Source organism: Mycolicibacterium grossiae (assembly GCF_008329645.1).
Classification (GTDB): Bacteria; Actinomycetota; Actinomycetes; order Mycobacteriales; family Mycobacteriaceae; genus Mycobacterium; species Mycobacterium grossiae.
In genome coordinates this window covers 1,888,276-1,914,722 of sequence record NZ_CP043474.1, presented here as the reverse complement: position 1 = coordinate 1,914,722, position 26,447 = coordinate 1,888,276, and the positions used below count along the sequence as shown (strand labels likewise).

The window sequence follows — 26,447 nt, the reverse complement described above, 5'->3', positions numbered from 1 at the left end:
TAGCGCCCGGTCACGGGCCGGTGGGGCTCGAGGCCTGCGCCCAGAACCGCTTGGGGATGCGGCCGGCGTGCCGGGCCAGGTGCCCGGCGTGCACGGCGGCGGCCATCGCCCGCGCCATGGCCGGCGGATCGGCCGCCCGGGTGACGGCGGTGGCGAGCAGCACGGCGTCGCAGCCCAGTTCCATCGCCAGGGCGGCGTCGCTGGCGGTCCCGATGCCGGCGTCGAGGATCACCGGCACCGCGGCGCGGTCGACGATCATCTCGATGTGGTGCGGGTTGGCGATGCCCAGCCCGGTGCCGATCGGCGACCCCAGCGGCATCACCGCCGCGCAGCCGACGTCTTCGAGGCGACGCGCCAGCACCGGATCGTCGTTGGTGTACGGCAGCACGGTGAACCCGTCGTCGACCAGTCGTTCGGCGGCGCGGACCAATTCGATGGCGTCGGGCAGCAGCGTGCGCTCGTCGGCGATCACCTCGAGCTTCACCCACTCGGTGCCGAGCGCCTCGCGCGCCAACTGCGCGGTCAGCACCGCCTCGGCCGCGCCGCGGCAGCCCGCGGTGTTCGGCAGCGGCGTGATGCCCAAGCGGTTCAGCAGTTCCAGGACACCGGTGCCGGTCTCGGCGTCGACGCGCCGCATGGCCACGGTGGTCAGCTCGGTGCCCGAGGCCACCAGGGACTCCTCGAGCACGGCGAGGTTCGCGGCGCCGCCGGTTCCCATGATCAGCCGCGAGCCGAAGCTGCGCCCGCCGATGGTCAGCTTCTCGGTCACCTCAGCCACCCTGCACCGCCGTCAGGACCTCCACCGTCGCGCCGTCGGACAGCGTGCGGTCCCACTGCGAGCGCGGGAGCACCGTCGCGTCCAGCGCGACGGCGATCCCCTTCTCCGGAAAGTCGAGCTGCTCGAGAAGCGCTCCGACCGAACAGTTCTCGTCGACCGGCACCTCCTCGCCGTTCACCGTCACCATCACGAGGGCACTCCTACTTCCACTGTCAGTTCGGCGGCGATCCGTTCGGCCGTCCACGGCGCGAGCAGGAACCCCGAGCGGCCATGGCCGGTGGCCACCAGCGTGCGTTCGTCGAGCCTGCCGACGATCGGCAGGTTGTCCGGGGTCATCGGGCGCAGACCCGCTGCGGTCTCGGCGAGTTCGTACTCACCGAGCGCCGGTATCACCTCGCAGGCGTCGTCGAGCAGGTCGCGCACCCCGGACACCGTCGGGGCGGTGTCGCGACCGTGCTCGTACTGCGTCGCGCCGACCACCAGGCCGCCCGGGCGGGGGACGAGATAGACCTGCCTGCCGTGCACCCGGGCGCGGATCACCCGGTCCGGCACCGGCATGCAGCCCTTGCGCCAGCGCAGCCGCAGCACCTCGCCCTTCACCGGACGCACGGCTAGCCCCGGCCACAGCGTGGGCGCGTCGATGCCGTTGGCCAGGACCGTCACCTCGGCGTCCCGGGTGGCCGCCAGGTCGTCGACCGGCGCCGCCCACTCCACGCCGAGGTCCTCGCATGCCGCCTCGAGCGCGTCGACGAGCACGCGGTTGTCGACGGCCAGTTCGGTCGCCGCGACGAAGCCGTGCCGGATGCCGTGCGCGAGCAGGGGTTCCACGTCGCGCGCCGCGGTGGTCGGCGTCACCGGGTGGCCCTGCGCGGCGAGCCACTCCCCGACCGTCCGCAGGTCCTGGACATCGGCGCGGTCGACCGCGACCACCAGGGATTCGCGGGCCGTCACCACCTCCGCGGGCAACCCGTCGAGGAAGCCGTCGTGCCAGAGCCGCAGCGAGTCGAGGCCGATGCGGAGCAGTTCCTCCTCGCCGGGCCAGCCCTCGCTGTGAGGCGCGAGCATGCCGCCCGCCACCCACGACGCGCCACGCACCGGGGCGCGGTGCACGCGCACCGACCAGCCGTCGCGGGCCGCGCGGCGGGCCACCGACAGACCGATGACGCCGCCGCCGACGACGGCCAGGCTCCTCGGGGACATCTCTCCTGCTCCCTTCGCCGGCATGACCCGGATCAGGTGTGACGGTCAGGGCCGGGACACCCGCGTTCGGTGTCGGCGCCCACTCTCAGTCCCTGCTCCCGGGACTCCCGTGACGTTCGGCCTAGCCTACTCTCGCGAGCGTGCGACAACCCCGGCAACGTCTCTCCGACGCCCAGCTGTACCTGTGCACCGATGCCCGTCGGGAGCGCGGTGACCTGGCCGAGTTCGCCGACGCGGCGCTGCGCGGCGGGGTGGACCTCATCCAGTTGCGCGACAAAGGCTCCGCGGGCGAGCGGCAGTTCGGCCCGCTGGAGGCACGCCAGGAACTCGAGGCGCTCGAGGTGCTGGCCGACGCGGCCCGCAGGCACGGCGCGCTGCTGGCCGTCAACGACCGCGCCGACATCGCGCGTGCCGCGGGCGCCGACGTGCTGCACCTCGGCCAGGACGATCTCCCCCTGCTGCTGGCGCGCGACGTGGTCGGGCCGGGCCCACTGATCGGCCGGTCCACCCACGACGCCGCGCAGGTCGCCGCCGCGGCGGCCGAGGAGGTCGACTACTTCTGCGTCGGCCCCTGCTGGCCGACGCCCACCAAGCCGGGCCGCCCGGCGCCGGGCCTCGACCTCGTCCGGACCGCGGCCGGGCAGACCGGGTCGGCGAAGCCGTGGTTCGCGATCGGCGGCATCGACGGCGAGCGACTGCCCGAGGTGCTTGCCGCCGGCGCGACGCGGGTGGTGGTGGTGCGCGCGATCACCGGGGCCGAGGATCCCCGCGCCGCGGCGGCGGACCTGAAGTCGGCGCTGCGGGCGGCTAGTCCTGCCCGGTGAGCAGCGGGATCTCGGCGACCAATGCGGACAGCCGCTCCCAGCTCGCGGCGAAACCGGGGTGCAGCGGCAGCGCGGTGACCTCGTCGGTGGCCACCCAGCGCAGCTCCGAACTCTCCCGGTTGGGCGTCGTGTCGAGCGGCGCGGCGGCGTCGGCGATCACCGTGGTGTAGGTCCAGGCCGGCCCGCCCGCGCCCGGCACCTCGGAGGTGACGACGGTGGTGCGGACGGTGACGGCCGCGGCGGTCAGCCCGGCCTCCTCGTGCGCCTCGCGGACTGCGGCCTCCTCGGGCGTCTCGTGGCTGTCGCGGGCACCGCCCGGCAGTCCCCACGTCCCGCCCTGATGACTCCACGGCGCGCGGTGCTGCAGCAGCACGACGGTGCGGCCGTCGGGCCACGGGGCGCGCAGCAGCAGGCCCGCCGCGCCGTGCCGACCCCAGAAGTGAGCACCGCTGTCCGACAGCACCCAGCCGTCTCCGTCGCCCCGCACGGGTTTCAGGATAGAGAACCGCCGGTGGCGGCTTCGCGCCGAACGCACTCGCGTCGCGCCGACAGCTCTTAGAATTCCTTCATAGAATTGGCACGCTTGATCCGCCCGCTGGGAAGTTGAGGTCCGCGCACCCGTGACCGTGGAGTTGGCGCACCCGTCGACCGAGCCGCTGGCGTCGCGGTCGCCGACCTCTCCGGCCCACCCCCGCTGGTGGTTCCTCTGGACGACGCCCGGCCGCATCCTGACCATCGGCGTGGTGCTGGCCGCCCTGGTCATCGCCTGTGCCTTCGCGACGTCGACGACGATCAACGACCGCCAGCAGGCGCTGACCACCGTCCTCGACCACACCGAGCCACTGGCCTTCGCCGCGGGTGAGCTGTACACCACGTTGTCGGTGGCCGACGCGGCCGCCGCGACGGCCTTCATCGCCGGCACCGAGCCCCGGCCCGTCCGGCAGCGCTACGAACAGGCCATCACCGACGCCGCGGTGGCCGTTACGCGCGCGTCGAGCGGGCTCACCGACGAGGACATGGTGCAGCTGCTCGGCCGGATCAACGCCCAGCTCGCCGTGTACACCGGGCTGGTGGAGACCGCCCGCACCAACAACCGGGCCGGCTACCCGGTGGGCAGCTCCTACCTGTCGGAGGCGTCGGCGCTGATGCAGACGCAGATCCTCCCCGACGCCCAGCGGCTCTACGAGGAGACCTCGCGGCGCGTCGACGTCGAGACCACGGCGTCGACCAGGATCCCGGCGCCGGTGATCCTGGTGGTGCTGGCGACCATCCTGTTCGGCGTGTTCGCCAACCGGTGGCTGGCGCGGCACACCCGGCGACGCGTCAACATCGGGTTCGTCGCCGGCGGCATGGCGGTGTTGATCATGATCGTGTGGGTGGGCACCGCGCTGATCATCTCGACGCTCGACAGCCGCAGCGCGAAGAGCACGGCGGCGGAGTCGCTGAAGACCGTCACCACGATGGCAATCACCGCGCAGCAGGCCCGCGCCGACGAGACGCTGTCGCTGATCCGCCGCGGCGACGAGGGCGTGCGCAAGCAGTCCTACTACCAGCGCATCGACGCCATGGCCCAGCAGCTGTCGGCCTACCTGGGACGCGAGGACGCGATCGACAAGGCCGACCTCGCGGACGCCGAGCAGCTGCTGCGCCGGTGGCGCGCCGCCGACGACCGCATCAACGCCTACATCGCCGTCGGCAACTATCAGGCCGCGACCCAGGTGGCCCTGGGCACCGGCGAGGACGACTCCACTCCCGCATTCGACAAGCTCGACGCCGCGCTGACGAAGGGCATCGGCGAGAGCCGCCAGCAGCTGCGCGACGACATCGTCAACGCCCGGCGCGTGCTGTCCGGCGCGACGGTGGGTGCGGCGGCGCTCAGCGTGCTGGCCGCCGTCACGGTGGCGCTGGGACTGTGGCCGCGACTCAGCGAGTACCGCTGATGAGCGCTTGCGCGAAGAAGAGACGGCTGCTGATGAGGGTCTCGAAGGCGCTCGCCGGACTGGCCGCGGTGCTGCTGCTCGCCGGGTGCAGCGAGTCGGCGCCGAGCGTCAGCACACCCACGGTCATGCTCACCCCGCCGACGCCGGCCGGCATGGCCGAGGTGCCGCCACAGCGGGTGACCGCCCCGGAGGTCGACGAGGACTCCTGCACGGCGAGCCTGCGGCCGTTCACGAACCGGGCCGACGCCCAAGCCGCCGTGCGCACCATCCGCAACCGGGGCAGACTGATCGTGGGCCTCGACATCGGCAGCAACCTGTTCAGCTTCCGCGACCCCATCACCGGGGAGATCACGGGCTTCGACGTCGACATCGCCGGGGAGGTGGCGCGCGACATCTTCGGGACGCCGTCGCAGGTGGAGTACCGCATCCTGAGTTCGGCGGACCGCATCGCGGCCCTGCAGAACAACCAGGTCGACATCGTGGTCAAGACCATGAGCATCACGTGCGAGCGCAAGGAGCTGGTGAACTTCTCCACCGAGTACCTCTCCGTCGACCAGCGCATCCTGGCACCGCGCGACTCCCCGATCACCAGCGAGTCCGATCTGCCGGGCACGCGGGTGTGCGCGGTCAAGGGCACCACGTCGCTCAAGCGGGTGCAGCGGATCGACCCGCCGCCGGTGGTCGTCGAGGTGGTGACGTGGGCCGACTGCCTGGTGGCGCTGCAGCAGCGCCAGGTCGACGCCGTCAGCACCGACGACTCGATCCTCGCCGGGCTGGTCGCGCAGGATCCGTACCTGCACATCGTCGGACCGAGCATGGACTCCGGCGCCTACGGCATCGGCGTGAACAAGGACAACGAGCCACTGGTCCGTTTCGTCAACGGCACGCTGGAGCGGATCCGCCGCGACGGCACGTGGAACACGCTGTACCGCAAGTGGTTGACGGTGCTCGGTCCCTCCCCCGCACCTCCGGTCCCGAGGTACGACGGCTGATGTCCGCAGAACCCGACGACGAGTACCCCGGCACGCAGCCCGCGGACTGCCTGGACGACGATTCGCAGGCCACCGTGCGGCCGATGGCCACCCAGGCGGTGTTCCGGCCGAATTTCGACGACTCGGTCGGCACCATGGTCAGCAGCGTCGAGACCGAGCCGCGCAGCGATCAGACGACGGCCCTGACCCGCCGGTGGTCACCGATTCGCAAGCTCGGCGGCGGGCTGGTCGAGGTGCCGCGGGTGCATGAACGCGACCCGCTGGCCGCGCTGATGACCAACCCCGTGGTGGCCGAGGCCAAGCGCTTCTGCTGGAACTGCGGCAAGCCGGTGGGCCGCTCGTCGTCGGACGGCCGGGCGCTGTCGGAGGGCTGGTGCCCGCACTGCGGCAGCCCGTATTCGTTCTTGCCGCAACTGGTCCCGGGTGACATGGTGGTCGACCAGTACGAGATCAAGGGCTGCATCGCCCACGGCGGGCTCGGCTGGATCTACCTGGCCTTCGACACCAACGTCAACGACCGTCCGGTGGTGCTGAAGGGTCTGGTGCACTCCGGTGACGCCGAGGCCCAAGCGATCGCAATGGCCGAACGCCAGTTCCTGGCCGAGGTGACGCACCCCGCGATCGTCAAGATCTTCAACTTCGTCGAGCACGACGACAAGCACGGCGACCCCGTCGGCTACATCGTCATGGAGTACGTCGGCGGCCGGTCGCTGAAACCGGCCAAGGGATCCAAGCTCCCGGTGGCCCAGGCCATCGGCTACATGCTGGAGATCCTGCCCGCGCTCGGCTACCTGCACTCGATCGGGCTGGTCTACAACGACCTCAAGCCCGAGAACGTCATGGTCACCGAGGAGCAGCTGAAGCTGATCGACCTCGGCGCGGTGTCGCGCATCGGGTCCTACGGCTACCTCTACGGCACACCGGGCTACCAGGCTCCGGAGATCGTCAAGACCGGGCCCACGGTGGCCACCGACATCTACACCGTGGGCCGCACGCTGGCGGCCCTGACGCTGAACCTCACCACCCGCCGGGGCCGTTACGTCGACGGGCTGCCCGACGACGATCCCGTTCTGACGCAATACGATTCGTTCGGTCGCCTGTTGCGCCGCGCCATCGATCCCGACCCGCGGCGCCGGTTCGCCAGCGCCGAGGAGATGTCCAGCCAGCTGCTCGGCGTGCTCCGCGAGGTGGTCGCCAAGGACACCGGGGTGCCGCGCCCGGGCCTGTCCACGGTGTTCAGCCCGTCGCGGTCGACGTTCGGCGTGGACCTGCTGGTGGCGCACACCGACGTCTACCTCGATGGGCAGGTGCACTCGGAGAAGCTGACCGCCCAGGAGATCGTCCGGGCGCTTCCGGTGCCGATGGTCGACCCGGCCGACGTCGGCGCCGCGGTGCTCTCGGCCACCGTGCTCAGCCAGCCGGTGCAGACCCTCGACTCGCTGCGCGCCGCGCGGCACGGCACGCTCGAGTCCGAAGGCATCGATCTGTCGGAGTCGGTCGAGCTGCCGCTGATGGAGGCCCGCGCGCTGCTGGACCTCGGCGACGTGGCCAAGGCCAACCGCAAGCTCGACGACCTCGCCGAGCGGGTCGGCAGGCGGTGGCGGCTGTCGTGGTTCCGCGGTGTGGCGCAACTGCTCTCGGCCGACTACGACGCCGCGACCGCGCACTTCCTCGAGGTGCTGAACACGCTGCCCGGCGAGCTGGCGCCCAAGCTCGCGCTCGCCGCGACCGCCGAGCTGGCCGGCAGCGCCGACGAGTCGTCGTTCTACCGCACGGTGTGGTGCACCGACAACGGCGTGATCTCCGCGGGTTTCGGTCTGGCGCGCGCGCAGTCGTCGCGTGGCGAGCGCGACGCCGCGGTCCGCACGCTCGACCAGGTCCCGCCGACGTCGCGGCACTTCACCACCGCCCGGCTCACCAGCGCGGTGACGCTGCTGTCCGGCCGCTCCGGCAGCGAGATCACCGAACAGCAGATCCGCGACGCCGCCCGCCGCGTCGAGGCGCTGCCGGAGAGCGAGCCGCGCGTGCTGCAGATCCGGGCGCTGGTGCTGGGCACGGCGATGGACTGGCTGGTGGACAACGAGGCCAGCACGAACCACATCCTTGGCTTCCCGTTCACCGAACACGGGTTGCAACTCGGCGTCGAGGCGTCGCTGCGCGGACTGGCCCGGCTGGCACCCACGCAGGCGCACCGGTACGCGCTGGTGGACCTCGCCAACAGCGTGCGGCCCATGAGTACCTTCTGATTTGGCGTCGGCGCCCCCTGCTCGGTATCTTGGCCCGCGGCCCACTCCTGGATCGAGAAAGCACAGCCATGCGCGCGAGCCTCGCCCACCGTCCCCGCCCGGTCCGCCGGGCCCCGCTGCGCCCCATGGCAGGGCAGCTGTTCGAGGTCACGGTGACCCCCGATGCCCTGGGCTACGAGGTCGTCATTCCCGAGATCGACGCCGTCACGCGCGTCGAGCGCCGCGCCGACGCCGAGGTGAGCGCGCGGGCGTGCATCGCCGCCCGCACCGGCATCCCGGTCAACTTCGTCGCGGTCTGGGTGCGCGACTGACCCACCGCGGTCAGCCCAGCACGCCGACGCAGGCGCGGGCGATCGCGAGTTCCTCGTCGGTGGGGATCACCAGCACCGTCACCGGTGACGTCTCGAACGAGATGCGGCGGGCTCCCCGACCGGGGCTCGCATTGAGGTGCTCGTCGAGTTCGATGCCCAGCGGCGCCATCCCGCTCAGCGCGTCGCGGCGCACCGCGGCGTCGTTCTCTCCGACCCCCGCGGTGAACGTGATGACGTCGGTGTTGCCCAGCAGCGCCAGGTAGGCGCCGATGTACTTGCGCAGCCGGTGGATGTACACGTCGTAGGCGAGGCGGGCGTCCGCGTCGCCCTCGTCGATCCGGCGGTGCAAGACCCGGAAGTCGATCTCGCCGCCCAGGCCGCGCACGCCGGAGCGCTTGTTCAGCATCGTCTCGATGTCCTCGACGCTCATGCCTGCGGTGCGCCAGAGGTACACCAGGACACCGGGATCGACGTCACCGGACCGGGTGCCCATCACCAGCCCCTCCATCGGGGTGAGGCCCATCGTGGTGTCCTGCGGACGGCCGCCGACGATGGCCGACGCCGACGCCCCGTTGCCGAGGTGCAGCACGATCTGGTTGAGCGACGCCACCGGCACGCCCAGGAACTCGGCCGCCTGCTCGCTGACGTACTGATGCGACGTGCCGTGGAAGCCGTAGCGCCGGATGTGCCACTGCTCGGCGACGTCGCGGTCGATGGCGTACGTCGCCGCCGCTGCGGGCAGGTCGTGGAAGAACGCCGTGTCGAACACCGCGACGTGCGGGAGGTCGGGTAGCACCTTGCGCGCCACCTCGATGCCGAGCAGTGCGGGCGGATTGTGCAGCGGCGCCAGCGCCGACAGCGACCGCACCTCGGCGATCAGCGCGTCGTCGACGACGGTCGGCCGGTAGAGGTCCGGGCCGCCGTGCACCACGCGGTGCCCGACCGCCACCAGACCCAGCTCGTCGAGCCGCAGGCCGGCGTCGGCGAGCTGGTCGAAGGCCGCCCGCAGCGCCGCCTCGTGGTCGGGCACGCCCTCGGCGTCACCGATCCGCTCGACGATGCCGTCGGCCAGCTGGCGGCCCGTATCCGGTTGCACGACCGCGTACTTCAGCGACGACGAGCCGCAGTTGAGCACCAGCACGGTCGCCGGCATCAGCGGCCCTGCGCCTGGATCGCCGTGATCGCCACGGTGTTCACGATGTCCTCCACCAGTGCCCCGCGGGACAGGTCGTTGACGGGCTTGTTCAGGCCCTGCAGCACCGGGCCGATCGCGATGGCTCCCGCGCTGCGCTGCACGGCCTTGTAGGTGTTGTTGCCGGTGTTGAGGTCCGGGAAGATCAGCACCGTGGCGCGGCCCGCCACCTCGGAGTCGGGCATCTTGGTCTGAGCCACCGACGGCTCGACCGCGGCGTCGTACTGGATCGGACCCTCCACCAGCAGGTCGGGTTCTCGCTCGCGCACCAGATCCGTTGCCACGCGCACCTTCTCGACGTCGGCACCCGTACCGGAGGTACCGGTGGAGTAGGACAGCATCGCGACCCGCGGGGTGATGCCGAACTGGGCGGCGGTGCGGGCCGAGGAGATCGCGATGTCGGCGAGCTGCTCGGAGGTCGGGTCGGGGACGATTGCGCAGTCGCCGTAGGCGAGCACCTCGTCGGCCAGGCACATCAGGAAGATGCTCGACACCGTGTCGACGTCGGGCAGCGTCTTGATGATCTCGAACGCCGGGCGCACGGTGTGGGCGGTGGTGTGCCGCGCACCGGACACCATGCCGTCGACGAGGTCGTTGTGCACCAGCATGGTGCCGAAGTACGAGACGTCGTGGATGACCTCGCGCGCCTGTTCCACCGTGACGCCCTTGTGCTTGCGCAGTTCGGCGTACTGCTCGGCGAACTGGTCGCACAGCTCGCTGGTGCGCGGGTCGAGCACGGTGGCCGCGGACATGTCGACGCCGAGTTCGGCGGCGCGGGCGCGCACGGCCGGTTCGTCGCCGAGGATCGTCAGGTCGGCCACCGCGCGCTGCAGCAGCCGGCCCGCGGCGCGCAGTATCCGGTCGTCGTCGCCCTCGGGCAGCACGATGCGCCTGCGGTCGGCGCGGGCCTGGTCGAGTAGCTGGTAGGTGAACATCTGCGGCGTCACCACCGACGGCATCGGGATCGACAGCTGCGCGACGAGGTCGGCGGTGTCGACGTGCTCGGCCATCAGGTTCAGCGCCGTGTCGATCTTGCGGGTCGAGCGCACCGTCACCCGGCCGCGGGCCTGAGCCACCGTGCGCGCGGTGTCGTAGGTGCCGAGGTCGGTGGTCACGATCGGCAGCCGCAACCGCAGCCCCTCCACCAGCTTGGCGATCGCCGGGTGCAGCGACAGCCCACCGTTGAGGATGATCGCCGACAGCGACGGGAAGCCCTCGGCCGCATGCGCACTCGCGATCGCCAGCACGACGTCGGACCGGTCGCCGGGCGTGATGACCGCCATGCCGTCGGTGAGCCGCTCGACCACGTGCTCGGCGGTCATGCCCGCGACGAGCACGCCCAGCGCCTCCCGGTCGAGCAGGTCGGCGTCGCCATTGATCACGGTGCCACCCACCGCGTCGCGCAGCTCGGCCACCGACGGCGCGATCAGCAGCGGCTCCTCGGGCAGCACGTACGTCTTCAGCCCGCTGTCCGTGGGACTGCTGCCGCCGATCCCACTCAGCGCCGCGGCGACCGCGTCGAGCCGGTCGGGGTCGCAGCGGTTGGCGACCACGGCCGCGGTGTGCGCGTGCTGGTGGGCGATCTCGGCCAGGCACAGCTCCACCACCTGGGCCACCTCGTCGGGCGTCCGGTCGGCCGCCCGCACCGCGAGGACGACGGGCGCACCGAGGTTCACCGCGATGCGGGCGTTCATGCTCAGCTCGCTGGGCGAGGCGACGTCGGTGTAGTCGCTGCCCACGATCAGCACGGCGTCGCACTGCTCGGCCACCTGGTGGTAGCGATCGACGATGTCGCCGAGCGCGGCGTCGGGGTCGTCGTGCAGCCGCTGGTAGTCGACGCCGACGCACTCGGCGTAGTCGAGCCCCGCGGTGGTGTGCGCGAGCAGCAGTTCCAGGATGTAGTCCCGATCCTCACCGGAACCCCGAGTGATCGGCCGGAACACCCCGACCTTGGCGACCGTCGCCGTCAGGCGGTCCAGGATGCCCAGCGCGATGGTCGACTTGCCGGTGTCGCCTTCGGGCGACGCGATGTAGATGGAGGTGTTGCGGGACTGGGTGCCGGCGCCCTCATTGCCCTGAGCCACGCCCCCAGCCTGCCAAATCAGCCGAGCTTGCGCAGCCGCGGCTCCAGGTCGGACTGGAACAGTTCGAGGAAGCGGCGCTGATCGTGGCCCGGCGCGTGGAACACCAGGTGGTTCAACCCGTAGTCGACGTAGTCCTTGACCTTCTCCACCGCCTCGTCGGGATCCGACGCCACGATCCACCGCTTGGCGACCTGCTCGATCGGCAGTTCGTCGGCGGCCTTCTCCATCTCCAGCGGGTCGTGGATGTTGGTCTTCTGCTCCGAGGTCAGCGACAGCGGTGCCCAGAACCGGGTGTTCTCCAGCGCCAGTTCGGGATCCGTGTCGTAGGAGATCTTGATCTCGATCATCCGATCGACTGAGTCGGGGTCCTTGTCGGCCGCCTCCGCGCCCTCCTTGACCGCCGGGATGAGCTTGTCCTTGTACAGCTCCTCGCCCTTGCCCGAGGTGCAGATGAAGCCGTCACCGGCGCGCCCGGCGTACTTGGCGACCTGCGGACCGCCGGCGGCGATGTAGATCGGGATGCCCCCTTCGGGCACGTCGTAGATCGACGCCCCCTTGGTGTGGTAGTACTCGCCCTCGAAGTCGACGCGGTCGCCCAGCCACAGCTCGCGCATGAGGCGCACCGACTCCCGCAGGCGGGCGTAGCGCTCCTTGAACTCCGGCCACTCGCCCTCGTAGCCCGTGGCGATCTCGTTGAGCGACTCGCCGGTGCCGACGCCGAGGAAGATGCGGTCCGGGTACAGGCAGCCCATCGTGGCGAACGCCTGCGCGATGACGGCCGGGTTGTACCGGAACGTGGGGGTCAGCACCGACGTGCCGAGCACCAGGCGCTTGGTGCGCTCACCGACGGCCGTCATCCACGCCAGCGAGAACGGTGCGTGGCCGCCTTCGTGACGCCACGGCTGGAAGTGGTCGCTCACCGTGGCGCTGTCCATGCCGTGCTCCTCGGCCGCCACGGCCAGCTCGACCAGCTCACGCGGGGCGAACTGCTCCGCCGACGCCTTGTATCCCAGCTTGAGTTCCGGCATGTCCCACTTCCTCGATGTCGACGGCGTTCGTCTCTTTCTACCCCTCGGGGTGCGCGGAGTATTCCCCCGTAGTCGATAGACTCGCGCGCATGGCGGCCCTCGAAGCCATCACCGATTCCGTGTTCTTCGCCCGGACCGACCTCGTCAACTGGACGCTGGTCAGCGACGGCAGCGGCGTGGTGATCATCGACGCAGGATTCCCCGGCCACCGCGACGAGGTTGTCGCGTCGGTGCGCGAACTCGGCTTCGGGATCGACGACGTGCATGCGATCCTGCTGACCCATGCCCACGTCGACCACATGGGTTCGGCGATCTGGTTCGCGAAAACCCATGGCACGCCGGTGTTCTGCCACGCCCACGAAGTGGGCCACGCGCACCGCGAGTATCTCGAGCAGGTTTCGCTGCGCGACCTCGCCGCCAAGATGTGGCGGCCCCGCTACGCCCGGTGGTCGGCGACCATCGGACGCAAGGGCGCCCTGGTGCGCGACGGCATCCCCACCGCGCACGCGCTCACCGAGGAGGTGGCGGCCGCACTGCCCGGCACCCCGATGGCGATCCCCACGCCCGGCCACACCGGCGGGCACTGCTCCTACGTCGTCGACGGCGTGCTGGTCAGCGGTGACGCGTTGGTGACCGCCCACCCGGTGTCCACCGTGTCGGGGCCGCAGTTGCTGCCCGGGCTGTTCAACCACGACCAAGCGGCGTGCGTGCGCAGCCTCGCGGCGCTGGGCCTGCTCGACACCGACGTCATGCTGCCCGGCCACGGCCCGGTGTGGCGCGGCCCGATCCGCGCGGCGGCCGAGCAGGCCGCGCGGTGACCGACCGGTCACCGCTGCACGACGACCGCCGGCGCGCCGGGTCCTTCGGTGCTGCGGCGGCCCGCTACGACGACCACCGGCCGCGATACCCCCGCGAGGTGATCGCGCATCTCGTCGACCGGCCCGGGCTGCGCGTGCTCGACGTGGGCGCCGGCACCGGCATCGCGTCGGTGCAGCTCGCCGAGGCGGGCGCCGACGTGCTGGCCGTGGAACCGGATCCGCAGATGGCCGAACTGGCCGCGGCCAAGGGTATCGCGGTCGAGGTGGCGACGTTCGAGGAGTGGGAGCCGGGCGGACGGCGCTTCGACCTCGTGGTGTTCGCGCAGTCGTTTCACTGGGTGCGCCCGGAACCCGCCGTCGCGGCGGTCGCCGGCGTGCTGGACCCCGGAGGGCGGCTGGCGCTGCTGTGGAACCGGATCACCTCGGTGCGACCCACCCGTGCGGAATTCGACCGCGCCTACGCCGGGCTGCTCGACGACTGGCAGCGGCCGTCGGCGGGTCTGGAGGTTAGTCCGGAACTCGACGGCCTGCTGACCGGTGCCGGGTTCGCCGTGGAGCACCGAGAGGTGGTCGAGGACCTGCACTACGGCGCCGAACAGTGGGTCGACATGGTGACGACCTATTCCAACGTGCTGACGCTGCCGGCGGCCGACCGCGACGAGCTGCGCGCGCGGCTGCTGGCCCTGATCCCCGACGACGGCGTCGCGGCCGTCAACCGGTCGCTGGCGGTGGTGGGGACCCTCGGGTGAGGCCGCCGGCTCAGGTGAGGATCGCGTAGCCGAGCAGGAAGATCGAAGTCAGCACCAGCCCGCAGGACACGGTGAGCGCGGGCATCAGGACCATCTGGTCGAGTTCCTCGTCGTCCAGGGCGTCACCGGCGACCGGCCCGAACAGCACCCGGCCCACGACGGTGGCCCGCAGCGCCCGGATGCCGCGGCGCACGACGCCGGTGTCGCGGGTGCGGCCCAGCAGCGCGCGCACCACGAAGGCACCGACGAACACCAGCACGGCGGCCAGCAGCAGCAGCCACCCCACCACGAGTTGCGTCGACACGCTGGTCGAGCGTAGCCGCCGGCCGGCCGCCGCTCACCGGTGGTGCCAGCGGCGGGCCAGCAATTCGTGCGAGCGCAGCCGGTCGGCGTGCCGGTGCGTGACCGAGGTGACGACCAGTTCGTCGGCGTCGGTCACCCGGCGCAGCGCCTCCAGCCGGTGCGCCACCTCGTCGGGGTCGCCCACGAACTGCGTCGCAGTGCGGTCCCGGGTGAGCGCGGTCTGCTCCGCGGTCAGCGGCGCGACGGTGTCCGGGTCGGGATAGGGCACCGCGCCGCCGCCCGCCCGGATCGAGTACACCCAGTGCCCGTAGCTCGAGGCGAGGTGCACCGCGGTGTCGTGATCGTCGGCCACCACGACGTCGGCGGACACCACGACGTACGGCTCGGCGAGCGCGGCGGACGGCCGGAAGGCCGCGCGGTAGGCGTCGACGGCGTCGAGCGCGGTGGCCGGCGTGATGTGGTAGCTGGCGACGAACGGCAGTCCCCGTGACCCGGCGACCTCGGCGCTGCGCCCCTTGCTGCTGCCGAACACCCACGGCCGCAACGACGCTCCTTCACCGGGCACGACGTCGGTCCGGTGGCCGTCGGTGGCGTAGTCGCCGTCGAGCATCGCCAGGATGTCGTCCACCTGGGTGGCGAAGTCGGGGGCCTGCGCGCCGGGCTGCTGCAGGGCGGCCATGCGGGCCCGCAGTCGTGGATCGCGCATCAGCGCGGCGACGTCGAACGGGACCGGCACCACCACCCCGTCGACCTCGCGCCACTCGGCGGCGGGCCGCGGTGTCGACTCGCCGGGCTCGCGCTGGGCGAGGGCCTCGCGGCGACGCTGCCCGCTGCGGCCGACGCCGAGGTCGATGCGGCCGGGGTGCAGCGCGTCGATGGTGCCGAAGGCCTCGACCGTCGCGACCGCCGTGGTGAACCCGAGCTGGACGGCCGCGGCGCCCACCCGGATCCGCTCGGTGGCGGCGGCGATCTGGCCGATCAGCACCGCAGGCGCGGATCCGGCCACGGCCGCGAAGTGGTGCTCGGCCACCCAGTAGCGCCGGTATCCCCACCGCTCGGCATGCCGGGCGAGGTCGACGGTGTTGCGCAACGCGGTCGCCGCGTCGCTGCCGGCGCTGATCGGTGACAGGTCGAGGACGGAGAGGGGGACGCTCACGCCAGCTCCTTCAGGAACGCCACCGGGTAGACCTCGGTGTCGCCGTCCTCGGGCTGCAGCGGTTCGTCGAGCCGGCGGTAGCCGGTGGCGAGGTAGAGCGCCTCGGCCTCGGGCTGGCGGTCGCCGGTGGTGAGGAAGATCCGCCGGTAGCCCCGTGCGGCGATCTCGATTTCCAGCGCGGCGAGCAGCCGGCGGGCGTAGCCGCGCCTGCGGTACCGCGAGTCGGTCCAGATCCGCTTGAGTTCGGCGGTCTCGGGATCGAAGCGGCGGAACGCCCCACCGGTGACCGGGACGCCGTCGTGTACGCCGACCAGCATGCCGCCCGACGGTAGTGCGAACTCCGCCGCGGGATAGCTGCGCAGCCAGCGGTCGACGCGCTCGACGGCGCCGCCGTAGCGGGTGGCGTACTCGACCGCCAATTCGGCGAGCAGGGGTGCGGCCAGCGGGTCGTCCTGGCCTACGGCGACGAAGATCGGCTGGCGGGAGGCGGTTTCACTCATCACCACGACACCACCACACTCGGGCGCTCACGCAAAGGTGCAACGCATCGGAGGACTCGGCATTCCGCGTGGGCACGTTCCACTCAACACGAGCCGAACGCGCCCGGGTCGGCGACCGGTGGTTTCCGCACCGAACTTGACAGGTGTAAAGTTCCGCCGCATGGACAACATCAGGGGTAGGACCATCGCGATCACCGGCGCCGCCCGCGGCATCGGCTACGCCACCGCGCAGGCGCTGCTGGCCCGCGGTGCCCGCGTGGTCATCGGTGACCGGGACGTGGCGGTGCTCGAGACCGCCGTGACGGCCCTCGGACGCTACGGGCAGGTCACGGGCTATCCGCTCGACGTCACCGACCGCGAGTCGTTCGAGACGTTCCTGGACAAGGCGCGCACCGACGGCGCCGGGCACATCGACGTGCTGATCAACAACGCCGGCGTGATGCCGATCGGCCCGTTCCTCGAGGAGTCCGAGCAGTCGATCCGCTCGTCGATCGAGGTGAACTTCTACGGCGTGCTGACCGGCTGCCAGCTGGTGCTGCCGGAGATGGTCAAGCGCCGCCGCGGACACGTCATCAACATCGCGTCGCTGTCGGGGATGATCCCGCTGCCGGGCCAGGTGGTCTACGTCGGCGCGAAGTTCGCGGTGGTGGGCCTGTCCGCGGCGCTGGCCGACGAGATGGCGCCCCACGGCGTCGACGTCTCGGTCATCATGCCGCCGTTCACCAACACCCAGCTGATCTCCGGCACCGCCGAGACGCCCGGCTCGAAACCCGTTGAGCCCGAACAGATCGCCGCCGCCATCGTCAAGACGCTCGACAAGCCGAAGACCCACGTCTCGGTGCCGCCGCCACTGCGCTTCACCGCCGCCGCCGCGTCGATGCTCGGACCGCGCGGACGCCGCTGGATGAACCGCAAGCTCGGCCTGGACCGCGCGTTCCTCGACTTCGACAAGACCGCGCGGCAGAGCTACGAGGACCGCGCCCGCGCCGCCCAGGGCGTCGTCGAGAAGAGCGGCTGACGCCTCAGAACGGCCGCGGATCGCCCGCCCGGTAGCCCTCGATCTCGGCGAGGGCTCCGGCGAGGTCCGCCTCGGGATCGTCGGCGTCCAGGCCATCGGCGTCGAGGCCGTACGCGGCGTCGGACGCCGTGGAGCCGACCAGGATCACCTGGGGCCGCCGCACGTCGGTGACCCAGATCCGGGTGACGGGCTCGGTCTCCTCGTCATCGAACTCGGCGGCCGACGGCGGGTAGAACCACGTGACGAACTCGTCGGTGGAGTACTCCTCGTCGAATTCCCAACCGCGGCCGGTCAACTGAGCGTCGAGCGCCTCCACCGTGCTGAGGTCGGCGTGCACGTCCGACGGCACCCAGCGCGCGTTGCGCGAGGCCACCCGCTTGCGCCGGCGCGCCTTCTTCGCCGAGCTGGACCTCGACACTCAGCCGAGCGCCTGGTCGAGGTCGGCGAGGAGGTCCTCGGTGCCCTCCAGGCCGACCGAGATGCGCACCACCCCGTCGCCGAGCCCGATCGCCGCGCGCCCCTCCGGGCCCATCGCGCGGTGCGTCGTGGTGGCCGGGTGGGTGATGAGACTCTTGGCGTCGCCGAGGTTGTTGGAGATGTCCACGACCCGCAGCCGATCGAGCACCTCGAAGGCGCGCTGCTTGCCGCCGTCGAGTGCGAACGTGACGACGGTGCCGCCGCCCGACATCTGCCGCGTGGCGAGGTCGTACTGCGGGTGCGACGGCAGGAACGGGTACTTCACCCAGTCCACCCCGCGCTGACGTTCCAGGAACTCCGCCACGCGCTGGGCCGAGCGGTTCGAGTAGTCGACCCGGACGGCCAGCGTCTCCAGACCCTTCAGCAGCGTCCAGGCGTTGAACGCGCTGATGGCCGGACCGGTGTGGCGCATGAGCTTCTGCACCGGGCCGTCGATGAAGTCCTTCTCGCCGAGAATGGCCCCGCCCAGGACGCGGCCCTGGCCGTCGATGTGCTTGGTGCCCGAGTAGACGACCACGTCCGCGCCCAGCGGGATGCCCTGCTGCAGCAGCGGCGTCGCGAAGACGTTGTCCAGCACCACCTTCGCGCCCGCGGCGTGGGCCAGCTCGCACACCGCGGCGATGTCGACGAGCGACTGCATCGGGTTGGACGGCGTCTCGAAGAACACCGCCTGGGTGGGAACGGAGAGCGCCTCCTCCCACTGCGCGAGGTCGTCGCCGTCGACGAACACCGTCTCGACGCCCCAGCGCGGCAGGATCTCGTTGCACACCACGAAGCACGACCCGAACAGGCTGCGCGCCGCCACCAGGCGGTCGCCGGCACCGAGCAGCGCGCCGAGCGCGGTGAACACCGCGGCCATGCCGGTGGCGGTCGCGAAGGCCGCGTCTGCGCCCTCCATCAGCCGCAGCCGCTCCTCGAACATCGAGATCGTCGGGTTGCCGTAGCGGGAGTAGACGTACCGGTCGATCTCGCCGGTGAACGCCTTCTCGGCGTCGGCGGCCGAGGAGTAGACGTATCCGGACGTGAGGTACAGCGCCTCGGCGGTCTCCTCGAAGCCGGACCGCAGGAGTCCGCCGCGCACCCCGATGGTGGCCTGGCTGACGCCGTCGGGCAGCGGTGCGGGGATCCGGACCGACGGCACGTCGGGCTGCTGGGGCTCGCTCATGACTGCCGCCACGGCAGGCCGACGGCCTTCCAGCCGGTGGTGCCGCGGTGCCCGTCGGCGTCCAGGTTGCCCTCGAAGCCGTCGAGCACGTTGAACGACGGGACGATTCCGGCCTCGGTGGCGGCCTCGGCCGCGCCGATCGACCGGTTTCCGGAGCGGCAGAGGAACACGACGGGACGCTCGCCGGGCGTGACGCCGGAGGCCACCAGGTCGTCGACGAAGCCGTCGTTGTGGCTGCCGTCGGTGCGGTTCCACTCGACGTACACGACGTCGCGCCGGAGCGAGGACGTGTCGGGGACCCCGACGAAGCGCCATTCGGCCTCCGTGCGACAGTCGACGAGCACGGCGTCGGGATTGTCCGACAGCAGCTTCCACGCCTCTTCGGGCGTGATGTCTCCCGCGTAGCTCACGTGCGCGAGTCTGTCACACCTAGCTGGGACCGGGTGAACACACCTTCCAGGCGCCGCCCTCCCGGACGAACGTCATGTCGACCCGCACGGAATCGTCGGGCGCCTCGTCGAAGTGGTAGGTCACCGCCGCCGTCGCGCGGTCGCCGTCGATGCGTACGTCGGCGAAGCCGTCGACGTAGCGCTCGCCCTTCTTGGCCACCGAATCCCGTTGTCGGGCAAGCACGTCGGCTTCGGTACCGCGCTCGGCCGCGCAGGTGAACGTCACGAAGTCGGCGTAGTTCGCGCGCTGCAGCGCGTCGTTCTGCGCGACGGCGGCGCGGTTGACGTCCTGCTCGGGCGTCGGTCCGTCGTCGCCGAGCGCATGGAAGACCACGATTCCGATCACGACGAGCACGATGATCGCCAGCGCGCCGAGGAACGGCGCGATGGTCGGCCGGTCCGGGTCCGGGTCCGGGTCGCTCACGGCGCCCGCAGGGCGGCGGAGACGCGGTGCGCGCGGTCACGGGCGCGGACCACGTCCGGCGCCGTCGCCACCGCCAGGGTCGTGCCGTCGAGGACGCGCACGTCGCTCTCGGGCACCGCGAACGCCTCGCCGCGTGGGCCTGCGGGGCGGGCGTCGAGCACCTCGGCCGCGGCCGGCGAGATCATGATCGTGTCGAGCGCGACGCCGAGGATGGCGCGGGCGTGCAGTTCGAACTGGGACAGCCGCTGCGAGCGCAACGTCAGCAGGCCCACCTCCTCCGGGCGCGGCCGGACGTGCGAGAAGTACACCTCGTCACCACGCACCAGCAGGTCGACCCCGAACACCCCCCGTCCGCCGAGCGAGTTCACGATTCGCGCCGCGATCGAGCGCGCCGCATCCAGTGCTGCGGGCGACATCTGGTGCGGCTGCCAGGTCTCCAGCGGGCCGTCGGCCGTGCGGCGGTGGCCGATCGGCTCGCAGAACGCCACGGCGGGGCCCGCCGGCCCGATCGAGCGTGCCGTCAGCAGCGTGACCTCGTCGTCGATCTCGACGACGGTCTCGGCGATCACCCGGCCGGTCCCCGCCGTGGCCCGCTGCCACGCCGCAGGCACGTCCTCGCGGCGGGTGAGGATGGACCGGCCCTCGGCGGTGTCGCCCACGACCGGCGAGACGAGCAGCGGGAACCCCGCATGCTCGGCGACGGCGTCCAACTCGGCGGCCGATCCGGCGAACCAGAACGGCACCGTCGGCAACCCCAGCTCGTCGGCGGCCAGCTTGCGCAGGCCCTCGCGGTCCACCGACAGTCGCGCGCTGCGCGGCGTCGGGAACACCTCCACCCCGTCGGTCTCGGCCGCGGTGATGAGGACCTCGGCGGGCACGTCGGCCGACTCGGCGACCACCAACGAGGGCCGCTCGGTGGCGATGCGGGCCGTGATGGCCTCGGCGCCGCCGGCGGGGTCGGCGGAACTCACCTCGGCGCCGAGCCGCTCGAACGCGAGCCACAGGTCCGACCCCGGCCCGGCGGCACCGATCAGCAGCACGGTGGACGGCGCCGCCGCGGTCGCTCCCCCGGTCGTGTCAGTCATCGCCTGCCACCCTGCCAGACCTCACGGTTGCGGGGCATCTCCCGTGCTGGTGGTGTCCACCAGCACGTCGACGTAGCACCACCGCCAGCTCTCGCCGGGCTCCACCGACCGCATCACCGGGTGGCCCGACTCGTGGAAGTGGGCGGTGGCGTGCCGGTGCGGGCTCGAGTCGCAGCACCCGACGTGGCCGCACGTGAGGCACATCCGCAGGTGCGCCCAGGTAGTCTCGCCGAGTTCGCGGCATCCCTGGCACCGGCCGGGGGTCTGCGGTTCCGGGTCGGCCCGTGTCGCCAGCTCGGCCAGGTGGTCGCAGGACGAGGGCGGCGCGGACTCCGTCTCGCGCCGGCGCGTTCTCCTCCGCATGCTGATCAGGATAGGACGAGGGAGGTAGACGACATGGGTCCCGCACTCCTCGCGGTCCTGGTGGCCTCGGTGCTGCTGGCCGCGATCGCCCGCCGCTACGACGTCTCCGCGCCGCTCGCGCTGGTGGTGGCGGGACTGGCGGCCGGCCTGATCCCCGGGATCGGCGCCATCGAACTCGAGCCCGAACTGGTGCTGTTCGTCATCCTGCCGCCGCTGCTGTGGTCGGCGGGGCTGGAGAGCAGCTACGTCGCGCTGCGCAAGAACGTCCGCCCGATCGGCCTGCTGGCCGTGGGGTTGCCGCTGGCGACGACGTTCGCCGTCGGCGTCGTGGCGTTCCACACCGTGCCGGAGCTGACCGTCGCCGCGGCGCTGACGCTCGGGGCCATCGTGGCGCCGCCGGACGCCGTGTCCGCCACGGCGATCGGTCGCCGGCTCGGCCTGCCGCGGCGGGTCATGACGCTGCTGGGCGGGGAGAGCCTGCTCAACGACGCCACCGCGCTGACGGCCTATAAGGTGGCGCTCGCCGCGGCGATCGGCACCGCCGCGACGTGGACGAGTGGACTGGGGACCTTCGCGCTGGCCGCGGCGGGCGGGGTGCTGGTGGGCGGCGCGCTCGGCTGGCTGATCGACCACGTCCGGTTCTGGCTCGGCGACCCGCTGGTGGAGAGCGCCATCGGACTGGTGGCGCCGTTCTTCGTGTACTTCCTCGCCGAGCAGATCCACGGCTCGGGCGTGATCGCGGTCGTGGTGGCCGCACTGATCCTCGGGCAGCGCTCGACGCGGGCGTCGTACGCCACCCGGCTGCAGGACCAGGCGGTGTGGCGGGCCATTCAGCTGGTGCTCGAATCTTTCGCGTTCCTGCTGATCGGGCTGCAGCTTCCGACGGTGGTCGGCGAGCTGGCCGGCATCTCCGCGGCGACGCTGGCGACGGCGTCGGTGGCGGTGCTGGCCACCGTGATCGCGGTGCGCATCGCGTGGATGTACGCCTTCACCTATCTGCCGCGCGCGATGTCGCGCGGCATCCGCACCCGTGAGCCGCGGCCCTCGCCGGCACAGGTGTTCATCGTGGCGTGGGCCGGGATGCGCGGCGTGGTGTCGCTGGCGGCGGCGTTCGCGGTGCCGTTGACGACGCTGGACGGCGCGGAGTTCCCCGGCAGACCGCAGCTGGTGTTCCTCACCTTCGTGGTGGTGGTCGGCACGCTGCTGCTGCACGGCCTGACGCTGCCGTGGCTCATCCGGGTCCTCGACGTGCCGGGCGACGACCTGCACCGCGACGCCGTCGCCGCGGCCGCAGCGCAGACCAAGGCGACGCAGGCGGCCGCCGACCGCCTCGACGAACTGCTGGCCAAGGCGAAACCCGGCGCAATCCACGAGTACACGCCGAAGGCGTTGCGCGCGTGGAACGAGCGGCGCAGCCAGGCGGCGTGGGAGGAGCTGGGCCGCAGCGACGAGGAGATCGGCCAGGAGAGCCCCGCGGCGGCATTCCGGCGGCTGCGGCTGGCGATGCTGCAGGCCGAACGGCAGTCCTTCATCGCCCAGCGCGATGCCGGGACCATCGACGACGAGGTGCTGCGCACCATGCTGCGCGGTCTGGACCTGGAAGAGGCGACCCTCAACCGGGACTGACGCTCACCCGGGACCGACGGCGTCGCCGATCGTCGAGGGCAGCTCCGAGCGGAAGTGCCGCATGGCGCCGACCAGCGCGCCGAATACCCGGTCGGCGGCCGCGAGGTCCTCGTCGGGCAACTCGGTCAGCGCGTCGTGGCTGTGCGCGGCGAGCGTCGAGAAGAACCCGCGGGCCACCTCGAGCCCGTGGTCGGCGTAACGCAGGATCACCCGGCGCCGGTCGCGCGGATCGACCTCGCGGCGCAGGTGGCCGGTTTCGGTCATCCGCTCCACCAGGTAGGTGATGGCGGCGCCGGACAGACCCATCTGCCGTCGCAGGTCACCGGCCGTCAGGCGGTGTCCCGAGGTCTCGGCGACCATGACGAACAGCAGAGCCCGAAACTCGTTGGCCGACACGTCGTGCTGGTCGGCGAAGGCGCGCGCCACCCAGTCCGATTCCGCGGTCATCTCCCGCAGGTCGGCGTAGATCCGGTCCTCGAGCTCCGCACGGGACGAGGGAGGCGTTGCGTCGACCATCGGGGCCTCCCATGCGCCGGAGTGGACCCGGCCCAGCATAGGCGGCTGCCGCCCGAGCGCGGTTGCGTATTGCTTAGAAAACTGAAATATTCGTGGTCGTGACCGAACGAACGTCGCGCATCGTGGCGCTGCTCGTCGTGCTGGCGGGTGTGGCGGCGCTCGTCCTGATCGGCTCGTCGAGTGCCGCCGAGCAGTCCCCGGTGGCGGTGCCGTCGACCTCCGAGTCGGCCCGGGCGGACGGCACACGCGCCGCGTTTCCCGGCGGGGACGCCGTGCCGGCCATCCTGGTGGTGACCCGCGCCGACGAGCGGCCGCTGACCCCGGCCGACCTCGCGGCCGCCGACGCCGCCCGCACCCGGGTGATCGAGGCGGCCGGGATCGGACCGGGCGCGCCGCCGAGCGCCGTCTCCCGGGACGGCCAGGCCGTCGTGGCGACCGTGCCACTGCGCGGCGGGCTGTCCGGCTTCGCCCTCGACGACGCCGTGACCGCGCTGCGCTCGGCAGCCGGCGATGGGCTGCCCGACGACCTGCGTGCCCAGCTCACCGGCGGGCCGGCCTTCGGCGCCGACATCGCCAACTCGTTCAGCGGCGCCAACGTCACGCTGCTCGCCGTCACCGCCGCGGTCGTCGCGCTGCTGCTCATCGTCACCTACCGGTCGCCGGTGCTGTGGCTGGTGCCGCTGCTCGTCATCGCCCTGGCCGACCGGGTGGGCTCGGTGCTGGGCGCGGCGGTGGCGACCGCCGTCGGCACCACCCCCGACGGGTCGACCTCCGGCATCACCAGCGTGCTGGTGTTCGGCGCGGGCACCAACTACGCGCTGCTGCTCATCTCGCGCTACCGCGAGGAACTCGGCGCGATCGCCGACCATCGGGCGGCGTTGCGCACCGCGCTGCGTCAGGCCGCGCCGGCGATCGTCGCCAGCAACGCCACCGTGGTGCTCGCGCTGCTGACACTGCTGCTGGCGACGTCGCCCAGCACCCGCAGCCTGGGGGTGCAGGCGGCCGCCGGGCTGGTGGTCGCAGCGGCGTTCGTCCTGCTGGTCCTGCCGCCCGCGCTGTCGGTCTGCGGCACGAAGCTGTTCTGGCCGTTCATCCCGCGGACCGGTGACCGCCGGATCACCACCACCGGGGCGTGGCACCGCGTCGCGTCGTGGGTCGCCGGCCGGCCCGCCGTCGTGGCGGGCGTCGCGATCGTCGTGCTGGCCGGGCTCACCCTCGGTCTGCTCGGCACGCCGGTGGGGCTGTCGCAGACCGAGCAGTTCCGGGTGCGGGCCGAGTCGGTCGCCGGCTACGAGACCCTGGCCCGGCACTTCCCCAGCGGCCTGACCGACCCCACCCGCGTGGTGGCCGCCTCCGCCGCGGATGACGCCGTGGGGCAGGCGATCACGTCGACGCCCGGCGTGGTGTCGGCCACCCCGGCCGGCCGGTCGCCATCTGGGCTGACGCAGTGGTCGGTGGTACTCGACGCGCCGCCCGCCTCGGACGCGGCGTTCCGGACCGTCGACGCCCTGCGTGAGGCGGTGCACGCCGCCGACCCCGGGGCGCTGGTGGGTGGCTCGGATGCGTCGGCGCGCGACGCCCGCGCGGCCGCGAACCGGGACCTGCGCGTCGTGGTGCCTGCCATCCTGCTCGTCGTGCTGGTGGTGCTCTACGTCCTGCTGCGCGCGGCCTTCGCGCCGCTGATCCTCGTCGGCGTGACGGTGCTCAGTGCGCTGGCGGCGCTCGGACTCGGCAGCTGGGTCAGCGTGCACGCGTTCGGCTTTCCGGCGCTCGACGCCACCACGCCGCTGTTCGCGTTCCTCTTCCTGGTCGCCCTCGGTGTGGACTACACGATCTTCCTGGTCACCCGCGCCCGCGAGGAAACCCCGGAGCACGGCACCCGCGAGGGCATCGTGCGCGCCGTGTCGGCGACCGGTGCGGTGATCACCAGCGCGGGCATCGTTCTCGCGGCGGTGTTCTGCGTGCTCGGCGTGCTGCCCCTCATCGTGCTGACCCAGATCGGCATCATCGTCGGCCTCGGCATCCTGCTGGACACGTTCCTGGTGCGCACCGTGATCATCCCGGCGCTGTGGGCACTGATAGGTCCGCGCATCTGGTGGCCGGCGCTGCACGCGCGGCGCTAACGTCGGCGACCGTGGAGGAACACGCGATCGACACCACCCTGGGCCGGCTGCGGGTACGCGTCGGCGGGGACGGCGAGGCGATCCTCTTCTGGCCCAGCCTGCTGATGACCGGCGACATGTGGGCCGCCCAGGCCGCCCACTTCGCGGCCACCCACCGGGTGGTGGTGATCGACCCGCCCGGCCACGGCGAAAGTGCCCCGCTGCGAGCGCCGTTCACGTTCACCGAGTGCTCGGACACCATCGTCGACGTACTCGACGCGCTGGGCTTGTCGTGGGCGCACGTCGTCGGCAACTCCTGGGGCGGCATGATCGGCGGCACGTTCGCCGCCGAGCACCCCGACCGCGTGGGCCGGTGCGTGCTGATGAACTGCACGGCCTCGGCCGCGGGCCGCCGGCAGCGCGTCGAATACGGCGCGCTGCTCGCCGCCGCGAAGGCGCTCGGCGGCATCCGCGGACCGCTGACCGGATCGGTGCTGAGGGCCTTCCTCGGCCCGACGTCGCTGCGCACCCGGCCCGCCGTCGTCGCCGCCGTGCGCGACGCCGCCCGCGCCGTCGACGTCGGCTCGAGTGCCTGGGCGGTGCGCAGCGTCGTCCCCCGCCGGCCCAACCAGCGGGCGCTGCTCGCCGCCGTCCGCACGCCCGTGCTCGTCGTCGCCGGGGCCGAGGACGCCACGTTCGACACCGCCGAGACACGGGCGATGGCCGACGCCATCGCCGGCGCGGCGTTCGTCGTGCTCGACGGCGTCGCGCACCTCGCGGCGCTCGAGGATCCGCCGCTGGTGAACCGTCTGATCGAGGACTTCCTCGTCAGGGCCTGATGGTCGGCGTGCCACCGATCCTCGCGCGCGGCGCCGGGCGGTCGGGCTGATTCTGCGCGAATCCGGTGCACGTCCCGAGGTGCCCGCCGACGCACGGCACGCCGTTCATCGTCGGGACCGGACCGCCGGACCGCACGGTGGGCGCGCCGTTGTACCCGGGGTCGCGCCGGCTGCCGTCGTCGGCCGCCGCGACCGGCGCGGTGGCGAGGACGGCCACGCCGAGCGTGGCGGCCACGAGCCGGCGGAAGGTCGTCAACGTGCT

Annotated in this window: 29 protein-coding genes; 11 read left to right on the top strand and 18 right to left on the bottom strand. The window is 72.2% G+C overall.

From position 1 onward, the window contains the following. Positions 1-10: 10 nt before the first annotated feature. Genes thiG through thiO form a run of 3 tightly spaced genes read right to left on the bottom strand, consistent with a single transcriptional unit; the run spans position 11 to position 1,978 of the window. Positions 11-718 carry a thiazole synthase gene (gene thiG, locus FZ046_RS09160; protein ID WP_407664476.1) on the bottom strand — a complete coding sequence of 236 codons (708 nt, stop codon included), beginning with the start codon at positions 716-718 and terminating at the stop codon, positions 11-13. A gap of 52 nt (positions 719-770) precedes the next feature. Next, a complete protein-coding gene (gene thiS / locus FZ046_RS09155; RefSeq protein WP_407664475.1) occupies positions 771-965 on the bottom strand; it encodes a sulfur carrier protein ThiS in 195 nt (64 codons plus the stop codon). Then, the gene (gene thiO / locus FZ046_RS09150; RefSeq protein WP_070355708.1) at positions 965-1,978 is read right to left on the bottom strand and encodes a glycine oxidase ThiO; all 1,014 of its coding nucleotides are present in this window, start codon (positions 1,976-1,978) and stop codon (positions 965-967) included. The genes thiS and thiO overlap by 1 nt, the downstream gene beginning before the upstream one ends. Before the next feature lie 140 nt (positions 1,979-2,118). Here thiO and thiE point away from each other — a divergent pair, with 140 nt between their 5' ends. After that, entirely contained in the window at positions 2,119-2,802 is a 684-nt protein-coding gene (gene thiE / locus FZ046_RS09145; protein ID WP_070355707.1) for a thiamine phosphate synthase, read from the top strand. Here thiE and FZ046_RS09140 read toward each other — a convergent pair. Next, on the bottom strand, positions 2,786-3,289 hold the full coding sequence (locus FZ046_RS09140; RefSeq protein WP_070355706.1) for an NUDIX hydrolase: 504 nt from the start codon (positions 3,287-3,289) through the stop codon (positions 2,786-2,788). The two genes, thiE and FZ046_RS09140, sit on opposite strands and share 17 nt — an antisense overlap. Before the next feature lie 133 nt (positions 3,290-3,422). Here FZ046_RS09140 and glnX point away from each other — a divergent pair, with 133 nt between their 5' ends. From glnX to FZ046_RS09120, 4 genes are all read left to right on the top strand, one after another. Beyond that, positions 3,423-4,742: a protein kinase G-activating protein GlnX gene (glnX, locus tag FZ046_RS09135; protein WP_070355705.1), complete on the top strand. Its 1,320-nt coding sequence runs from the start codon at positions 3,423-3,425 to the stop codon at positions 4,740-4,742. Then, positions 4,742-5,734: a glutamate ABC transporter substrate-binding protein gene (locus FZ046_RS09130; protein WP_070355704.1), complete on the top strand. Its 993-nt coding sequence runs from the start codon at positions 4,742-4,744 to the stop codon at positions 5,732-5,734. Before glnX ends, FZ046_RS09130 begins: the two co-directional genes overlap by 1 nt. Continuing rightward, positions 5,734-7,980, top strand: a complete 2,247-nt coding sequence (locus FZ046_RS09125; protein ID WP_083298534.1) for a serine/threonine-protein kinase PknG — start codon at positions 5,734-5,736, stop codon at positions 7,978-7,980. Before FZ046_RS09130 ends, FZ046_RS09125 begins: the two co-directional genes overlap by 1 nt. A 68-nt stretch (positions 7,981-8,048) precedes the next feature. Continuing rightward, positions 8,049-8,291, top strand: a complete 243-nt coding sequence (locus FZ046_RS09120; protein WP_099046068.1) for a long chain fatty acid-CoA synthetase — start codon at positions 8,049-8,051, stop codon at positions 8,289-8,291. 10 nt (positions 8,292-8,301) lie between these two features. Here the strand turns inward: FZ046_RS09120 and FZ046_RS09115 are convergent, their stop codons facing one another. Genes FZ046_RS09115 through fgd form a run of 3 tightly spaced genes read right to left on the bottom strand, consistent with a single transcriptional unit; the run spans position 8,302 to position 12,595 of the window. Continuing rightward, positions 8,302-9,444 (bottom strand): acetate kinase, encoded by a 1,143-nt coding sequence (locus FZ046_RS09115; RefSeq protein ID WP_070355702.1) that lies wholly within the window; start codon positions 9,442-9,444, stop codon positions 8,302-8,304. Beyond that, positions 9,444-11,567: a phosphate acetyltransferase gene (gene pta, locus FZ046_RS09110; protein ID WP_070355701.1), complete on the bottom strand. Its 2,124-nt coding sequence runs from the start codon at positions 11,565-11,567 to the stop codon at positions 9,444-9,446. Before pta ends, FZ046_RS09115 begins: the two co-directional genes overlap by 1 nt. Positions 11,568-11,584: 17 nt before the next feature. Next, positions 11,585-12,595 (bottom strand): glucose-6-phosphate dehydrogenase (coenzyme-F420), encoded by a 1,011-nt coding sequence (gene fgd / locus FZ046_RS09105; RefSeq protein ID WP_070355700.1) that lies wholly within the window; start codon positions 12,593-12,595, stop codon positions 11,585-11,587. 89 nt (positions 12,596-12,684) lie between these two features. On the opposite strand from fgd, the gene FZ046_RS09100 reads away from it, so the two are divergent. Further along, positions 12,685-13,413, top strand: coding sequence for an MBL fold metallo-hydrolase (locus tag FZ046_RS09100; RefSeq protein ID WP_070355699.1), 729 nt, complete (start codon positions 12,685-12,687; stop codon positions 13,411-13,413). Positions 13,414-13,427: 14 nt separating this feature from the next. Continuing rightward, positions 13,428-14,162, top strand: coding sequence for a class I SAM-dependent methyltransferase (locus FZ046_RS09095; RefSeq protein ID WP_083298535.1), 735 nt, complete (start codon positions 13,428-13,430; stop codon positions 14,160-14,162). Between the two features lie 10 nt (positions 14,163-14,172). Here the strand turns inward: FZ046_RS09095 and FZ046_RS09090 are convergent, their stop codons facing one another. From FZ046_RS09090 to FZ046_RS09080, 3 genes are read right to left on the bottom strand one after another with little or no spacing between them, the layout of a single operon-like run. Beyond that, positions 14,173-14,466 (bottom strand): hypothetical protein, encoded by a 294-nt coding sequence (locus tag FZ046_RS09090; protein ID WP_070355698.1) that lies wholly within the window; start codon positions 14,464-14,466, stop codon positions 14,173-14,175. Positions 14,467-14,499: 33 nt separating this feature from the next. Beyond that, a complete protein-coding gene (locus FZ046_RS09085) occupies positions 14,500-15,621 on the bottom strand; it encodes an LLM class flavin-dependent oxidoreductase (RefSeq protein WP_070355697.1) in 1,122 nt (373 codons plus the stop codon). Further along, positions 15,618-16,121, bottom strand: a complete 504-nt coding sequence (locus FZ046_RS09080) for a GNAT family N-acetyltransferase (protein ID WP_070355696.1) — start codon at positions 16,119-16,121, stop codon at positions 15,618-15,620. The genes FZ046_RS09085 and FZ046_RS09080 overlap by 4 nt, the downstream gene beginning before the upstream one ends. 160 nt (positions 16,122-16,281) lie before the next feature. Between FZ046_RS09080 and FZ046_RS09075 the strand changes: the two genes are divergently transcribed. Continuing rightward, on the top strand, positions 16,282-17,139 hold the full coding sequence (locus FZ046_RS09075; protein ID WP_070355695.1) for an SDR family oxidoreductase: 858 nt from the start codon (positions 16,282-16,284) through the stop codon (positions 17,137-17,139). Positions 17,140-17,143: 4 nt separating this feature from the next. Here the strand turns inward: FZ046_RS09075 and FZ046_RS09070 are convergent, their stop codons facing one another. Genes FZ046_RS09070 through FZ046_RS09045 form a run of 6 tightly spaced genes read right to left on the bottom strand, consistent with a single transcriptional unit; the run spans position 17,144 to position 21,102 of the window. After that, positions 17,144-17,557 (bottom strand): hypothetical protein, encoded by a 414-nt coding sequence (locus FZ046_RS09070; RefSeq protein WP_070355694.1) that lies wholly within the window; start codon positions 17,555-17,557, stop codon positions 17,144-17,146. Continuing rightward, complete coding sequence (locus FZ046_RS09065; RefSeq protein WP_070355693.1) at positions 17,558-18,781, bottom strand: O-succinylhomoserine sulfhydrylase; 1,224 nt, start codon at positions 18,779-18,781, stop codon at positions 17,558-17,560. It abuts the gene before it with no gap. Further along, positions 18,778-19,191, bottom strand: a complete 414-nt coding sequence (locus FZ046_RS09060; RefSeq protein WP_070355692.1) for a rhodanese-like domain-containing protein — start codon at positions 19,189-19,191, stop codon at positions 18,778-18,780. The genes FZ046_RS09065 and FZ046_RS09060 overlap by 4 nt, the downstream gene beginning before the upstream one ends. A 19-nt stretch (positions 19,192-19,210) precedes the next feature. After that, on the bottom strand, positions 19,211-19,654 hold the full coding sequence (locus FZ046_RS09055; protein ID WP_070355691.1) for an Rv0361 family membrane protein: 444 nt from the start codon (positions 19,652-19,654) through the stop codon (positions 19,211-19,213). Then, a complete protein-coding gene (locus FZ046_RS09050) occupies positions 19,651-20,739 on the bottom strand; it encodes an ATP-grasp domain-containing protein (RefSeq protein ID WP_070355690.1) in 1,089 nt (362 codons plus the stop codon). Before FZ046_RS09050 ends, FZ046_RS09055 begins: the two co-directional genes overlap by 4 nt. Before the next feature lie 21 nt (positions 20,740-20,760). Further along, on the bottom strand, positions 20,761-21,102 hold the full coding sequence (locus FZ046_RS09045; RefSeq protein ID WP_070355689.1) for a UBP-type zinc finger domain-containing protein: 342 nt from the start codon (positions 21,100-21,102) through the stop codon (positions 20,761-20,763). A 33-nt stretch (positions 21,103-21,135) separates the two neighbouring features. On the opposite strand from FZ046_RS09045, the gene FZ046_RS09040 reads away from it, so the two are divergent. After that, positions 21,136-22,728 carry a Na+/H+ antiporter gene (locus FZ046_RS09040; RefSeq protein ID WP_070355688.1) on the top strand — a complete coding sequence of 531 codons (1,593 nt, stop codon included), beginning with the start codon at positions 21,136-21,138 and terminating at the stop codon, positions 22,726-22,728. A 3-nt stretch (positions 22,729-22,731) separates the two neighbouring features. On the opposite strand, the gene FZ046_RS09035 is transcribed toward FZ046_RS09040, so the two are convergent. Further along, on the bottom strand, positions 22,732-23,244 hold the full coding sequence (locus FZ046_RS09035) for a MarR family winged helix-turn-helix transcriptional regulator (RefSeq protein WP_070355711.1): 513 nt from the start codon (positions 23,242-23,244) through the stop codon (positions 22,732-22,734). A 98-nt stretch (positions 23,245-23,342) separates the two neighbouring features. On the opposite strand from FZ046_RS09035, the gene FZ046_RS09030 reads away from it, so the two are divergent. Further along, the gene (locus FZ046_RS09030) at positions 23,343-25,367 is read left to right on the top strand and encodes an MMPL family transporter (RefSeq protein WP_149484234.1); all 2,025 of its coding nucleotides are present in this window, start codon (positions 23,343-23,345) and stop codon (positions 25,365-25,367) included. Between the two features lie 11 nt (positions 25,368-25,378). Next, the gene (locus FZ046_RS09025) at positions 25,379-26,185 is read left to right on the top strand and encodes an alpha/beta fold hydrolase (RefSeq protein ID WP_070356377.1); all 807 of its coding nucleotides are present in this window, start codon (positions 25,379-25,381) and stop codon (positions 26,183-26,185) included. Here the strand turns inward: FZ046_RS09025 and FZ046_RS09020 are convergent. Then, entirely contained in the window at positions 26,175-26,441 is a 267-nt protein-coding gene (locus FZ046_RS09020) for a hypothetical protein (protein WP_070356371.1), read from the bottom strand. The two genes, FZ046_RS09025 and FZ046_RS09020, sit on opposite strands and share 11 nt — an antisense overlap. Positions 26,442-26,447: the final 6 nt, after the last annotated feature.

Coding starts and splice junctions, on each gene's coding strand:
- thiG (WP_407664476.1), bottom strand. CDS start 718: ATGGGAACCGGCGGCGCCGCGAACCTCGCCGTGCTCGAGGAGTCCCTG.
- thiS (WP_407664475.1), bottom strand. CDS start 965: ATGGTGACGGTGAACGGCGAGGAGGTGCCGGTCGACGAGAACTGTTCG.
- thiO (WP_070355708.1), bottom strand. CDS start 1,978: ATGTCCCCGAGGAGCCTGGCCGTCGTCGGCGGCGGCGTCATCGGTCTG.
- FZ046_RS09130 (WP_070355704.1), top strand. CDS start 4,742: ATGAGCGCTTGCGCGAAGAAGAGACGGCTGCTGATGAGGGTCTCGAAG.
- FZ046_RS09125 (WP_083298534.1), top strand. CDS start 5,734: ATGTCCGCAGAACCCGACGACGAGTACCCCGGCACGCAGCCCGCGGAC.
- FZ046_RS09120 (WP_099046068.1), top strand. CDS start 8,049: ATGCGCGCGAGCCTCGCCCACCGTCCCCGCCCGGTCCGCCGGGCCCCG.
- FZ046_RS09115 (WP_070355702.1), bottom strand. CDS start 9,444: ATGCCGGCGACCGTGCTGGTGCTCAACTGCGGCTCGTCGTCGCTGAAG.
- fgd (WP_070355700.1), bottom strand. CDS start 12,595: ATGCCGGAACTCAAGCTGGGATACAAGGCGTCGGCGGAGCAGTTCGCC.
- FZ046_RS09100 (WP_070355699.1), top strand. CDS start 12,685: ATGGCGGCCCTCGAAGCCATCACCGATTCCGTGTTCTTCGCCCGGACC.
- FZ046_RS09080 (WP_070355696.1), bottom strand. CDS start 16,121: ATGAGTGAAACCGCCTCCCGCCAGCCGATCTTCGTCGCCGTAGGCCAG.
- FZ046_RS09075 (WP_070355695.1), top strand. CDS start 16,282: ATGGACAACATCAGGGGTAGGACCATCGCGATCACCGGCGCCGCCCGC.
- FZ046_RS09065 (WP_070355693.1), bottom strand. CDS start 18,781: ATGAGCGAGCCCCAGCAGCCCGACGTGCCGTCGGTCCGGATCCCCGCA.
- FZ046_RS09050 (WP_070355690.1), bottom strand. CDS start 20,739: ATGACTGACACGACCGGGGGAGCGACCGCGGCGGCGCCGTCCACCGTG.
- FZ046_RS09045 (WP_070355689.1), bottom strand. CDS start 21,102: ATGCGGAGGAGAACGCGCCGGCGCGAGACGGAGTCCGCGCCGCCCTCG.
- FZ046_RS09040 (WP_070355688.1), top strand. CDS start 21,136: ATGGGTCCCGCACTCCTCGCGGTCCTGGTGGCCTCGGTGCTGCTGGCC.
- FZ046_RS09035 (WP_070355711.1), bottom strand. CDS start 23,244: ATGGTCGACGCAACGCCTCCCTCGTCCCGTGCGGAGCTCGAGGACCGG.